Consider the following 12,290-nt stretch of genomic DNA (forward strand, 5'->3'; position numbering starts at 1 on the left):
GATCGTGGCGAAGGCATTCGACACCGGCCGTATCGACCCCGCCTGGCCCGAGCTGCCCGACGGCGAGCACCCGTTGACCGAGCTGCTCGGACCGGTGCAGGGCAACATGTCCCCGTTCGGCGACGTCGAGTTCCCGCTGGCCGAGGTGCCCTACGAGCACCCGGTCACCGAGATCAACCGCTAGTAGCACCGCCATCCCTGGGGACGCGGCGCCCGCCGTCGCCGGCCTGCTGCTGGCCGGCGGCGCCGGACGGCGGATGGGCGGGCCGAAGGCGCTGGTCCGGTTCGAGGGCGAGCGGCTGGCCCTGCGCGCCGTCCGCGTGCTCGCCGACGGCGGCTGCGACCCGGTGACGGTCGTCCTGGGCGCCCGCGCCGCGGAGGTCGAGACCGCCCTGCGGGCCGACGGCCTGCCGCCGGAGGTGCGCGCCGTCGTCGCGCACGACTGGGACGAGGGCATGGGCGCCTCCCTGCGCCGCGGCCTGCACGCGCTGTCGGAGCTCCTGCCCGCCCCGGACGCCGCCCTGGTGCACCTGGTCGACCTGCCCGGGATCACGCCCGGGGCGATCCGGCGCACCGCCGGGACGGACGCACCCGCGTCGAGGCCCGACCCGGACGTCCTGCGCCGCGCCGCCTACGACGGGAAGGCCGCGCACCCGGTGCTGATCGGCCGCCACCACTGGGCCGCGGTGGCCGAGTCCGCGACCGGTGACGCCGGGGCCCGCGGGTACCTCGCCGGCCACCCCGGCCTGGAGCTCGTCGAGTGCGGGGACCTGGCCGTCCCGGACGACGTGGACACCCCCGAGCAGCTGCGCCGCCTGACCGGCGCCTGAGAGCGACCCGGGCCCGGACCGCAGAACACCCCGGCGCGGTGCGGACCACGTGGTCCGCACCGCGCCGGGGCGCGACGGAGATCGGTACTGTCCCCTGCCGATCCGGCAGGAGCGCGGCGTCCTAGCGGACGGCGAGCTTCTGGCCGGGGTGGATCATGTCCCCACCACCGAGACCGGGGTTCTTCGCGAGCAGCTGCTTCCAGTCGCCCATGCCGTGCGCGGAGGCGATCTTGCCGAGCGTGTCGCCGGCCTTCACCACGTAGGCGGCACCGGGGGCGGCCGGGGCGGCGGCGGGCGCCGGGGCGCTGAGCCGCTGGCGCTGCGGGGCGTTCGTGCCGCTGTCCGACTCGACGGTGCGCGGCGTGGACTTGCCGGAGGCGCCGACCTTCTTCGAGCACGACGGCCAGGCGTTCCAGCCCTGCTCGGCCAGCACGTTCTCGGCGACCGCGATCTGCTCGGCGCGGGTGGCCTGGTGGGCGACCGGGGCGTACTTCGCGCCGCCGAAGGCCTTCCAGGTGGACTTCGTGAACTGCAGGCCGCCGGAGAAGCCGTTGCCGGTGTTGGCGGCCCAGTTCCCGGTGCTCTCGCAGTGCGCGAGCTTGTCCCAGGTGGAGTCCGTCGCGGCGTTGGCCGCGGGCATGAGGGTGACCAACGGTGCTCCGACCACGGCGCCGGCGACGGCGGTCCGTGCGATGTTGCGACCGGTGGTGCTGGGTTTGCGATGCTTGCCGCGGTAACGAGCCATGGCAGATCTCCGCCGCTGCGCACCTGGATCCACCGACGGGGAGTGACGGTGTGGTCGGCGAGCCGACCGGTCGATCCACCCTGTCCCACGTTGTTTCGTGCTTCGGGGGCCGGAGATCCGCCGGACAGGGAGCGCTGCGGTTCCGGGGCCTGGACGCAATGGGGGAGTCGTCCGGGCCACAGGCAAGGTACGACGCGTCCGGGGCGAGCGAAAGTCCTGCGACACGCTGCGTGCCCGGCGCCCTGACCAGCACGTTAAAGATCATTTTCCGATCATTGCTGGTCAGAGCGACGAATCACGAACGGAAAACGGTGAGAACACAGAATGAATCGGTTCGCCAAACGTGATTCACATCACACGTTGTCACCCGTTCCGGTGGCGCGGGCGTGTCGGGGCGACCACGGTGCGGGGACGTAGGGTCTCGCCCGTGGACGAGCACGAGGATCACCGTCACGACCAGCCTGCGCTCAGCCATGTCGACGACGCCGGCGCGGCCCGCATGGTGGACGTCTCGGACAAGGCGCCGGGGCGCCGTACCGCCGTCGCGACCGGCGTCCTGCACACCACCGCCGAGGTGGTCGGGCTGCTGCACACCGACGGCCTGCCGAAGGGCGACGCCCTGGCCACGGCACGGATCGCCGGGATCATGGGGGCCAAGCGCACCCCGGACCTGGTGCCGCTGTGCCACCCGATCGCGATCAGCGGCGTGACTCTGGACCTCGTCGCGAGCGGGTCCCGGATCGACATCCGGGCGCAGGTGCGCACCACCGACCGCACGGGTGTGGAGATGGAGGCCCTGACCGCGGTCGCGGTGGCCGGGCTGACCCTGCACGACATGATCAAGGCGGTCGACCCGGCCGCCGTGCTGGACGCGGTCCGGGTGGAGCGCAAGGACGGCGGCAAGACCGGCACCTGGGTGCGCCCCGCCGGCCGGGACGACGAGGGGGACCAGGCGTGAGCGAACGGACCGCACGGGTCGTGACGGCGTCGAACCGGGCCGCGGCCGGGGTCTACGCCGACCGCGGCGGGCCGCTGATCGTGGACTGGCTGCGCGGGCGCGGGTACGAGACGCCGGACCCGGCCGTCGTGCCGGACGGCGAGCCGGTCGGGGAGGCGTTGCGCGCGGCCGTCGCCGAGGGCGTCGACGTGGTGATCACGACCGGCGGCACCGGCATCTCCCCCACCGACGCGACCCCGGAGACCACACGGGCCGTCCTGGACTACGAGGTGCCCGGCCTGGCGGACGCGATCCGCGACGCGGGCGCCCCGACCGTCCCCACGGCAGTACTGTCGCGCGGGCTCGCCGGCGTGGCCGGTCGCACCCTGGTGGTGAACCTGCCCGGGTCCACCGGCGGGGTGAAGGACGGCCTCGGGGTCCTGGAGAACGTGCTCGACCACGCCGTCGACCAGCTGCACGGAGGAGACCACCGATGACCACCCCCGATGTGACGGCGCAGGTCGTGCGCGCAGCCGTCGGCGAAGAACCCCTCGACGTCGACGAGCACGCCCGCCTGGTCGACCACGCCGGGGCCGGCGCGGTCGTCACGTTCGCCGGGGTCGTCCGCGACCACGACGGCGGACGGTCGGTGCAGGGCCTGGAGTACAGCGCCCACCCCACCGCCGGATCGATCGTCGGTCAGGTCGCCGCGGACGTCGCGGCGCGGGCGAGCGGGGTCCGGGCGATCGCGGTCAGCCACCGCGTCGGACCGCTGGAGATCGGCGACGTGGCCCTGGCCTGCGCGGTCGCCGCGGACCACCGTCGCGAGGCGTTCGAGGTGTGTGCCGAGCTCGTCGACGAGGTGAAGCGGCTGCTGCCGGTGTGGAAGCACCAGCGGTTCACCGACGGCGACGACGAGTGGGTCAACTCGACCTGAGACCCGCCGGTGCCCGACGACGACGGCCCGGGCGCCGGGAGAGGAACCCACCTCCCCGGCCCCGGGCCGTCGTCGGCTCAGGAGAGCGGGCTCAGCGCAGGCTGAGCTTCTGGCCCACGGACAGCACGTCCGGGTCGGCCAGACCGTTGGCCGAGGCCAGGGACGCGACGCTGGTGCCGTTCGAGGCGGCGATTTTCGACAGCGTGTCGCCGGCGACGACGGTGTACCCGCCGCCGGTGGCCTTCGGGGCCGACTGCGTGGTGGCCTTCGGAGCGGCCTTCTTCTTCGACGCCTTCGGCGTGGCCTTCTTCTCCGGCTCGTCGGCGGCGGCGGTGACCCGCTTCGAGGTCTCGGCCTTCCCGCTGGCGCCGGTCTTCTTGGAGCAGCTCGGCCAGGCGTTCCAGCCCTGGGCGGCGAGCACCCGCTCCGCGACGGCGATCTGCTCCGAGCGGCTCGCGCTCGACGCCGACCCGCTGCCGCCGAAGGCCTTCCAGGTGGACGGCGAGAACTGCAGCCCACCCGCGTAGCCGTTACCCGTGTTCGTCGACCAGTTGCCGCCGCTCTCGCACTGGGCGAGGGCGTCCCACGTGTCGTCGGGGGCTGCGGAGGCGGTACCGGCGATCGCGGCCGATGCGCCGACGGCGACGGCTCCCGCCACAGTCAGGCGCAGGAGACTTCGACCCTTGGTTCCCTGGTTCATTGCTGACTCCACCGCGCCGTCCGAGAGTTCTTCGAGGTCTACCGGGCACGGATGTGCCCGCCGATCGTCGCGGGGGAGCGTCGAGTCGGGACCCGGGGAGCGACGCCGTCGCCGGCGTCGATCGGAAAGAACTCCTCGTCCCTGTCCCGTCCTTCTGTCTCGACGGACCGGCGAACCGCGGGACAGGGAGCCGGCGCGGCGATTCCGGATGCATTCGGACCGATCTGATGCGATCGACCGAGGCGGAACAGTACGTTTCGAGTGCTATCCGCAGTCAATGACGGAATCGGTGTCCGGAATCACTGTTACATGGCTGTAATTATCAGAGAATCGTTAAAGATGCAGGTCGGAGCGCTCGGATCACGGTCACATCACGCAGACGTAAATAGATCCAAAACGGAAGCATTGCCATGATCGCATCATCAAAAATGACGAAGAGTAGGCCGTCGAGCCACCGAGCGTGACCGTCCACGAGCAACGCCCGATGTGGCCCGGGCCCCGTCCGTCCTGCATGCTGGCCGGGTGAACGCTCCCGTATCCGACGGCTCGCGGAAGTCCCTGCCGGGCAGCCCCGCCGAGCTGGCCACCGCACTGCGCGCCACCGGTTATCTGGCCGACGACGGTCTCGCGACGGCGGCCTACCTCGCCATGCAGATGAACCGTCCGCTGTTCTGCGAGGGCGAGCCGGGGACCGGCAAGACCGCCCTGGCCCAGGCGCTCGCCCAGACCACGGGGGCGGAGCTGATCCGCCTGCAGTGCCACGACGGTATCGACGCCGGGCAGGCCCTCTACGACTGGGACTTCCCGCGCCAGCTGCTGCACCTGCGCTCGCTCGAGGCCGCGGCCGGCGTCGACGGCGCGAAGCTCGACGCGGACAGCGTGGAGGCCTCTCTCTACGACGAGCGCTTCCTGCTCGCCCGGCCGATCCTGCGCGCCCTGCAGACCACGCCGTCGGTGCTGCTCATCGACGAGATCGACCGCGCCGACGACGAGTTCGAGGCCTTCCTCCTGGAGGTGCTCACCGAGCACGCCGTCACCATCCCGGAGATCGGTGAGATCCGGGCGACGACGCCGCCCATCGTCGTCCTCACCTCCAACCGCACGCGCGAGGTGCACGACGCCCTCAAGCGCCGCTGCCTCTACCTCTGGCTCGACCACCCGGACGTCAACCGGGAGATCGAGATCCTGCACAGCCGCCTGCCCGACCTGCCGGAGAAGCTGGCCGCGCAGGTCGCCGGGGCCGCGCACAAGCTGCGCCAGTCCGACCTGATCAAGCCGCCCGGCGTCGCGGAGTCGCTGGACTGGGCCCGCGCGCTGCAGCTCGTCGGCGCCCGTCACCTCGACGTCGAGAGTGCCGCGCGCACGCTCGGCGCCGTCCTCAAGTACCGCGAGGACGCCGACCGGGTGCGCAACCAGCTCGACGCGCTGCTCGCGTCCTAGGTCGTCCTCGATGGCGCGAACCTCTCCGCCGACACCCGCGGACACCGACGCCGAGGCCGGGGGCGACCCGGTCCTCGGGCTGGTCGGCTTCGCCGAGGTCCTGCGCAGCGCCGGCGTCCCGGTCACCACCGACCGCGTCGCGGCGTTCCTGCAGGCCCTCGACACCCTCGACGTCACCAGCCGGATGCAGACGTACTGGGCCGGGCGCCTGACGCTGTGCTCCGACCCGGACGACATCGTGCGCTACGACCTGGCCTTCGAGGCCTGGTTCGAGCCGGCGCAGGGCGGGCGCACCCGCGTCCGCGACGACCGCCCGCCACCGGCGCCCAAGCTCGCCTCCCTCGCGCCCACCCGCGAGGGCGAGGGCGAGGACGACGAGCAGGAGGCCGGCCCGGAGATCAAGGCCGCGGCCACCGGCACCGAGGTGCTGCGCAGCCGCGACCTGGCCGAGCTCTCCGGCGCCGAGCGCGAGCACCTGCGACGCCTGCTCGCCCTGCTGCGCCCGGAGCCGCCGACCCGGGCGTCACGGCGCAAGCGCCGGTCCCGGCACGGCGAGGCCGACCCCGACCGCACGCTGCGCGCCGCGCTGCGCAACCACGGCGAGCTCAGCGACATCCGCCGCCGCGACGTCTCGCGGCGCCCGCGCAAGGTCGTGCTGCTGATCGACGTCTCCGGCTCGATGGAGCCCTACGCCGACGCGCTGCTGCGCTTCGCGCACGTGTTCGTCCGCCGCTCCCCGCGCTCGGTGGAGGCGTTCACGCTCGGCACCCGCCTGACCCGGATCACCCGCGAGCTGCGCCAGCGCGACGCCGAACGGGCCCTGACCGCGGCCGGCAAGGCCATCCCGGACTGGTCCGGCGGGACCCGCCTCGGCGAGGTGCTCGCCGCGTTCGTGAACCGCTGGGGACAGCGCGGCGCGGCCCGTCGCGCGGTGGTCGTCGTGTTCTCCGACGGCTGGGAGCGCGGCGAGACCGAGCTGCTCGGCACCCAGGTGCAGCGGCTCTCCCGGCTGGCCCATCAGCTGGTCTGGGTCAACCCGCACGCGGGCAAGGACGGCTACGCCCCCGTGCAGGGTGGAATAGTCGCGGCCCTGCCGTACTTGGACCAACTGCTGGCCGGGCACAGCCTGGACACGCTGGAGAAGCTGCTGAAGGTGGTCAGAGATGCGTGATGTCATCGACCAGTTAGAAGGCTGGTGGAAGAACGGCGAGCCGGCCGCGCTGGCGACCGTGGTCGGGACGTTCCGCTCCGCGCCACGTCAGCCCGGCGCGTCGATGCTGGTCGGGCCGGGCGGCGAGGCCGTCGGCAGCGTGTCCGGCGGGTGCGTCGAGGGAGCGGTCTACGAGCTCGGGCAGCAGGTGCTCGGCGAGGACCGCCCCGTCCTGCAGCGCTACGGCGTCTCCGACGACGACGCGTTCGCCGTCGGCCTGACCTGCGGCGGCATCCTGGACATCTTCGTGGAGAAGGTGTCGCCGGAGAGCTACGAGCAGTTCGGCCGGATCGCCGAGGCCATCCGGGACGAGAAACCGGTCGCGGTGGCCACCGTGGTCGCCGGCCCGTCGGAGCGTCTCGGCAAGCGCCTGATCGTCTGGCCGGACTCGGTCGAGGGCGGCACCGGCTCGTCCCGGATCGACGACGCGGTGCGCGACGACGTGCGCGGCCTGCTCGACGCCGGGCGCAACGCGATGGTGACCTACGGCGTCGACGGGCAGCGCCGCGGCGAGGGCCTGTCGGTGTTCGTGGAGTCCTTCGCCCCGCCGCCCCGCATGATCGTGTTCGGCGCGATCGACTTCGCCGCCGCGGTGGCGCGGATGGGCTCGTTCCTCGGGTTCCGGGTGACGGTCTGCGACGCCCGCCCCGTGTTCGCCACGGCGAGCCGGTTCCCCGGCGCGAACGAGGTCATCGTCGAGTGGCCGCACCGCTACCTGCAGGCCGAGGCCGAGGCCGGGCGGATTGACGCCCGCACCGCGCTGTGCGTGCTGACCCACGACCCGAAGTTCGACGTGCCGTTGCTGGAGGTCGCGCTGCGGCTGCCCGAGGTCGGCTACATCGGCGCGATGGGCTCGCGACGCACGCACGACGACCGGATCTCCCGGCTCAAGGAGAACGGCGTCACCGACGCCGAGATCGCGAAGATGTCCTCGCCGATCGGCCTGGACCTCGGCGCCCGCACGCCCGAGGAGACCGCCGTCTCGATCGCCGCGGAGATGATCGCCCAGCACTGGGGTGCCGCCGGTTCCCGGCTGGCCGAGCGGGAGGGCCCGATCCACGCGTCCTGACCCCGCCGGGGACGACGACGGCGCCCGTCCTTTCGGGGAGGCGGCGCAGGACCGGACGGCGAATCGTGGGGTCGCGAGAGGGTGTCGCCCTGTAGTCTCGCGGCAACACACCCGACGTGCCCGAACGCGAAAGTCACGACGTCGTCCTGGAGGGCAATGTGGTCCTCACCGGTGACACCGGCCATGCCGGGGACACGGTGCTCCTGCTCGACGAGGACACGATGGCGGACCCACCCGGCCACCCCCGGGAGGGCAGCCCGCGGCTGTCCAAGTTCCACGCACCGGAGATCGTGTTCGGCCACGACTCGCTGCCCGAGGCCGCGCACGCCGCGGTCCGTCTCGGCGCGAGCCGCCCGTTCGTCGTCACCGACCCGGGCCTGACCGAGGCCGGCTGGCCCGCCGAGCTGCTGCGGCACATGCGCGCGGCCGGGCTGCGGCCCCAGCTCTGGAACGAGATCACGCCGAACCCGAAGGACCACGAGATCCAGGCGGGCTACCAGCGCTACATGGCATCGGGCTGCGACGTCGTCCTCGGCATCGGCGGCGGCTCGGTGATCGACGCGGCCAAGGGCGTCGCCCTGCTCTCCGCCAACGGCGGCACGATCGGTGACTACGAGGGCATCGACCGGATCGCGAACCCGATCCCCCCGCTGGTCATGATCCCGTCCACGTCGGGCACCGGCGCGGACGTCTCGCAGTTCTGCATCATCACCGACACCGAGCGGCTGACCAAGATCACGATCATGGGGCGCGCGCTCGTCCCGGACGTCTCGGTGATCGACCCGCGGCTGCTGGTCACGATGCCGGACTGGCTCAACGCCGCCACCGGCCTGGACGCCCTGACCCACGGCATCGAGGCCTTCGTCTCGCTGGCGCACGGCCCGCTCACCGACACCCACGCCCTGCACGCGGTCGCGCTGGTGCACGGCAACCTGCCGACCACGATGATCCACCGCCACGACGACGCGTCCCGCTCGGCGATGGCCCAGGCCGCGCTCGAGGCCGGGCTGGCGTTCACCAACGCGATCCTCGGTGCGACGCACGCGATGAGCCACCAGGTCGGCGGCATGCTCGACCTGCCGCACGGTGTGATCAACGGTGTCCTGCTGCCGCACGTGATCCGGTTCAACGGCGCCGACGAGCCGACCCGGTTCGTGCCGATCGCGCAGGCGATGGGGCTGCCGGCCCGGCCGGGGATGCCCGGCGACGAGGCCGTCGACATGGTGGCCACCGAGGTCCGCAAGCTGGCCGACGAGGTCGGCGTCCCGACCGGGCTGGCCGCGCTCGGCGTGCGGGACCAGGACGTGCCGCGCCTTGCGCAGCTCACCCTCGGCGACGCGTGCCTGACCACGAACCCGCGCTCGGCCTCGGTCGAGGAGATCGAGCGCCTGTTCCGGGAGGCCCTGTGACGGCGAGCAGGGTGATCGCCCTTCCCGGGAGGGCGACCGCGGCGCCGTGACCGCCGCCCCGTTCCCCCGCCGCCGCACGCCCGCGCCGAACGCGAACGGCGTCCGTCAGCGTGCCGATCTCGACGCGCTGACCGGGCTGCGCTCGGGCAAGCCGTCGTTCTACCCGGAGTACCGGGTCAGCGCCGAGCGCCTGCGCCGCGTGATCCTGGCCCTGGACCGGATCTCGGCGGCGCTGGTGCGCACGATGGAGGGCTCCGAGGCGCTCGTCCGGGCCGTCGCGGACGCGGCCGCGGACCACCTCTCCGCGGACTGGGTCGTCTTCGCGCTCGTCGCGGGCGAGCTGCCGGACGCACTCCCCCGCCATGTCGTGCTGGGGCCGGACGGCGTCGAGTGGTCGAACCTGACACTGGTGCCGGACAAGGTGCGCCGCCACGTCGAGGCGGTGCAGGACGGTGGCCCGGTCGTCGACGAGCACGCCCACCACGACGACGTCGAGGCCCGCCGGCACCTGCACGTGCCGATCCGGCTCAACGGCCGCACGGTCGGCGGCTTCGTGGCCTGGACGCCGCCGGAACGCGAGATCGACGACACCGACCACTCGGTGCTGCGGATCCTGGCCGGGCAGACGGCGTCGGCGCTGCAGAACTGCTCTCTGCTCGACCGCTCGGAACGGCTGCACGTCCGCACCGCGCGTCAGGCCGAGGACCTGCGCACCCGCAACGAGGAGCTGATGCGCACCCAGCAGGCGCTCGGGGCGGCGCGGCAGCGCGAGGTGCTCGACAACGAGCGGCACCGGATCGCCCGCGAGCTGCACGACAGCGTCACCCAGTACGCCCTGTCCGCCGGGATGCACATCGAGCTCTGCCGCAGCGAGGTCCAGGGCGGGGACTTCGACGACGTCAAGCTGGTCGGGCACCTGGACACGGCCAAGGACCTGACCCGGCGTGCGGTGGAGCAGCTGCGCTCGGCGATCTACGCGCTCAACGACGACGACCACGGCGACAAGGACCTGCCGTCGATGCTGCGCCAGCTCTCCACGGTGCACATGCCCGACGAGCTCCGGGTCGAGGTCAAGATCGGTGGCACCCCCGTGCCGCTGCCCCCGGAGCACGAGCAGTCGCTGTTCCGGATCGCCGGCGAGGCGCTGTTCAACACCGCGATGCACGCGGCCGCCTCGCGCGCGGTCGTCCGGCTCGCCTACCAGCCCGACCGGGTGCGGCTCACGATCTCCGACGACGGCGGCGCGAGCCCCGAGGAGATCCGCCGGACGTTGCGCGCCGCCGACCTGCGCGGCCCGTCCGGAGAGCACCGCGGTCTGGTCAACATGAACACCCGTGCCCAGGAGATGGGCGGCGCACTGCGCTTCCGGCGCTCCCGGATCGGCGGGCTGCAGGTCCAGGTGGACGTCCCCCTGGCCACACGAGGATCGGAGCCGCAGTGAACACCGCACGCACGAGTTCCCGGAACGGAGGGTCGGCCCCGCCGGCACCGATCCGGATCGTGCTGGTCGACGACCACTCGATCATGCGCCAGGGTCTGCGCGCCGTACTCGAGCGCGAGGACGACCTGCGCGTGGTCGGGGAGGCGGGCAGCCCGGCCGACGCGATCACCGCCGTCGACGCCGGGCGTCCGCACGTGGTGCTCCTGGACCTGAAGCTGGCCTCCGGCCCGCAGACCGACGGCCTCGACGTCTGCCGACGGCTGTGCGCGGCGCACCCCGGTATCGGTGTGCTGGTGCTGACGACGTTCGCCGAGGACCGGCTCGTCGTGGAGTCGGTGCAGGCCGGGGCCCGCGGGTACGTGGTCAAGGACGTGGACACCACCGAGCTGGTGCGCGCGATCCGGGCCGTCTCGCGCGGCGAGAGCGCGTTCGACGCCCGCAGCGCCTCGGCGATGGTCCGCTCGCTCTCCGGCGGCATGCCCGACCGCGAGCGCCTCACCCACCGCGAGCTCGACGTGCTGCGCCTGCTCGCCCGCGGCCTGTCCAACCGGGCGATCGGCGCCGAGCTGTTCATCTCCGAGACGACGGTGAAGTTCCACGTCGGCAACCTGATGCGCAAGCTGATGGTCTCCCGCCGCGCCGAGGCGGTGTACGCGGCGACGAAGCTGGGCCTGCTGTAGCGGCTCAGCCGGGCGCGACCGCCTGCAGCGTGAACGTGAGCGGCACCCGTTCGGGGTGCTCGTCGAGCACCCACTCCCCGTCGTCGCGCTCGGACATCCGCCCGGGCAGCGCGCAGTGGGGCACGCTGCGGTGCTCGACCAGGCCGGTGATCGTCAGGCCGCGGTCCAGCAGCGCGGTGACGATCTCGCCGAGGCCGTGGTTCCACTCGTGCGACTCCGTGGCGGCGGTCGGCCGGTCGGTCTCGACGTAGGTCCCGCCGAAGGAGAAGACCATCGGCTCCGGCGTCTCGAAGTACGGGTGGCGCACGGTGAGCTCGCCGGGGGCCTCCTCGTCGATCGCGGAGAGCATCGGGTGCCCGTCGCGGACGAACAGCCGCCCAGCCGGTGCGAGCAGCGCCGCGACCGCATCGGCCCAGCGCTCGATGCTCGGCACCCAGTTCAGCGCGCCGATGCCGGTGTAGACGAGGTCGAAGGCGTGCCGGGGCAGCACCTCGGCCGCCCGCGCGACGTCGGACTCCACGTAGTCGATCGCGGCCCCGGCCCGCTCGGCGATCCGGCGGGCCTGTTCCAGCGACGCCGGGGACAGGTCCAGCCCGGTCACCCGGGCGCCGAGACGGGCGAGCGAGAGCGTGTCGGTGCCGATGTGGCACTGCAGGTGCACCGCGCGGAGCCCCGTGACGTCACCGAGCAGCGGCAGGTCGAACCGGACCACGCCGGAGAGCCGGGCCGGGTCGGCGATCAGCTCCTCGACGGCGTAGCCGGGGCTGGCCGCGTGCAGCGGGGCCCGGTCGTCCCAGCCGGCGCGGTTCACGGCGAGCGAGTCGTCCACGGCGATCACCCCACCATCCCGGGGTGGTGCACGGCCACCGCGATTCCGGGCGGCCACCGCCGG

Annotated in this window: 12 protein-coding genes and 1 pseudogene; 10 read left to right on the plus strand and 3 right to left on the minus strand. The window is 73.1% G+C overall.

Annotation, left to right across the window (positions count from 1 at the left end):
- Positions 1-4 precede the first annotated feature (4 nt).
- Positions 5-184, plus strand: coding sequence for a hypothetical protein (locus tag EV383_RS27805; protein WP_165438526.1), 180 nt, complete (start codon positions 5-7; stop codon positions 182-184).
- 10 nt (positions 185-194) lie between these two features.
- Positions 195-830 (plus strand): nucleotidyltransferase family protein, encoded by a 636-nt coding sequence (locus tag EV383_RS27810; RefSeq protein WP_278044887.1) that lies wholly within the window; start codon positions 195-197, stop codon positions 828-830.
- Between the two features lie 121 nt (positions 831-951).
- Here the strand turns inward: EV383_RS27810 and EV383_RS27815 are convergent, their stop codons facing one another.
- Positions 952-1,575: a LysM peptidoglycan-binding domain-containing protein gene (locus EV383_RS27815; RefSeq protein ID WP_130292677.1), complete on the minus strand. Its 624-nt coding sequence runs from the start codon at positions 1,573-1,575 to the stop codon at positions 952-954.
- A 427-nt stretch (positions 1,576-2,002) separates the two neighbouring features.
- On the opposite strand from EV383_RS27815, the gene moaC reads away from it, so the two are divergent.
- Together moaC and EV383_RS32780 are read left to right on the plus strand one after the other, a co-directional pair.
- Positions 2,003-2,533 (plus strand): cyclic pyranopterin monophosphate synthase MoaC, encoded by a 531-nt coding sequence (gene moaC, locus EV383_RS27820; protein ID WP_278044854.1) that lies wholly within the window; start codon positions 2,003-2,005, stop codon positions 2,531-2,533.
- Positions 2,530-3,449: pseudogene (locus EV383_RS32780) on the plus strand (molybdenum cofactor biosynthesis protein MoaE). The gene moaC and the pseudogene EV383_RS32780 overlap by 4 nt, the downstream one beginning before the upstream one ends.
- A 91-nt stretch (positions 3,450-3,540) precedes the next feature.
- Here EV383_RS32780 and EV383_RS27835 read toward each other — a convergent pair.
- Entirely contained in the window at positions 3,541-4,149 is a 609-nt protein-coding gene (locus tag EV383_RS27835) for a transglycosylase family protein (protein ID WP_130292683.1), read from the minus strand.
- A 558-nt stretch (positions 4,150-4,707) separates the two neighbouring features.
- Here EV383_RS27835 and EV383_RS27840 point away from each other — a divergent pair.
- From EV383_RS27840 to EV383_RS27865, 6 genes are all read left to right on the plus strand, one after another.
- Positions 4,708-5,589 (plus strand): AAA family ATPase, encoded by an 882-nt coding sequence (locus EV383_RS27840; RefSeq protein WP_130295122.1) that lies wholly within the window; start codon positions 4,708-4,710, stop codon positions 5,587-5,589.
- Positions 5,590-5,599: 10 nt separating this feature from the next.
- Entirely contained in the window at positions 5,600-6,760 is a 1,161-nt protein-coding gene (locus tag EV383_RS27845) for a vWA domain-containing protein (protein ID WP_130292685.1), read from the plus strand.
- On the plus strand, positions 6,753-7,868 hold the full coding sequence (locus EV383_RS27850; protein WP_130292687.1) for an XdhC family protein: 1,116 nt from the start codon (positions 6,753-6,755) through the stop codon (positions 7,866-7,868). Before EV383_RS27845 ends, EV383_RS27850 begins: the two co-directional genes overlap by 8 nt.
- A 221-nt stretch (positions 7,869-8,089) precedes the next feature.
- On the plus strand, positions 8,090-9,277 hold the full coding sequence (locus tag EV383_RS27855; RefSeq protein WP_130295124.1) for an iron-containing alcohol dehydrogenase: 1,188 nt from the start codon (positions 8,090-8,092) through the stop codon (positions 9,275-9,277).
- A gap of 46 nt (positions 9,278-9,323) precedes the next feature.
- Positions 9,324-10,718, plus strand: coding sequence for a MadS family sensor histidine kinase (locus tag EV383_RS27860; protein WP_130292689.1), 1,395 nt, complete (start codon positions 9,324-9,326; stop codon positions 10,716-10,718).
- Between the two features lie 83 nt (positions 10,719-10,801).
- On the plus strand, positions 10,802-11,398 hold the full coding sequence (locus EV383_RS27865; protein ID WP_242623525.1) for a MadR family response regulator transcription factor: 597 nt from the start codon (positions 10,802-10,804) through the stop codon (positions 11,396-11,398).
- A gap of 4 nt (positions 11,399-11,402) precedes the next feature.
- On the opposite strand, the gene EV383_RS27870 is transcribed toward EV383_RS27865, so the two are convergent.
- The gene (locus EV383_RS27870; protein ID WP_130292694.1) at positions 11,403-12,227 is read right to left on the minus strand and encodes a class I SAM-dependent methyltransferase; all 825 of its coding nucleotides are present in this window, start codon (positions 12,225-12,227) and stop codon (positions 11,403-11,405) included.
- Between the last annotated feature and the right edge of the window lie 63 nt (positions 12,228-12,290).

It is taken from the genome of Pseudonocardia sediminis, from assembly GCF_004217185.1.
GTDB classification, from domain to species: Bacteria; Actinomycetota; Actinomycetes; order Mycobacteriales; family Pseudonocardiaceae; genus Pseudonocardia; species Pseudonocardia sediminis.

Excerpts from the sequence above, each read along its gene's own strand:
- EV383_RS27815 (WP_130292677.1), bottom strand. The coding sequence starts at position 1,575 with ATGGCTCGTTACCGCGGCAAGCATCGCAAACCCAGCACCACCGGTCGC.
- EV383_RS27835 (WP_130292683.1), bottom strand. The coding sequence starts at position 4,149 with ATGAACCAGGGAACCAAGGGTCGAAGTCTCCTGCGCCTGACTGTGGCG.
- EV383_RS27845 (WP_130292685.1), top strand. The coding sequence starts at position 5,600 with ATGGCGCGAACCTCTCCGCCGACACCCGCGGACACCGACGCCGAGGCC.
- EV383_RS27850 (WP_130292687.1), top strand. The coding sequence starts at position 6,753 with ATGCGTGATGTCATCGACCAGTTAGAAGGCTGGTGGAAGAACGGCGAG.
- EV383_RS27855 (WP_130295124.1), top strand. The coding sequence starts at position 8,090 with ATGGCGGACCCACCCGGCCACCCCCGGGAGGGCAGCCCGCGGCTGTCC.
- EV383_RS27865 (WP_242623525.1), top strand. The coding sequence starts at position 10,802 with ATGCGCCAGGGTCTGCGCGCCGTACTCGAGCGCGAGGACGACCTGCGC.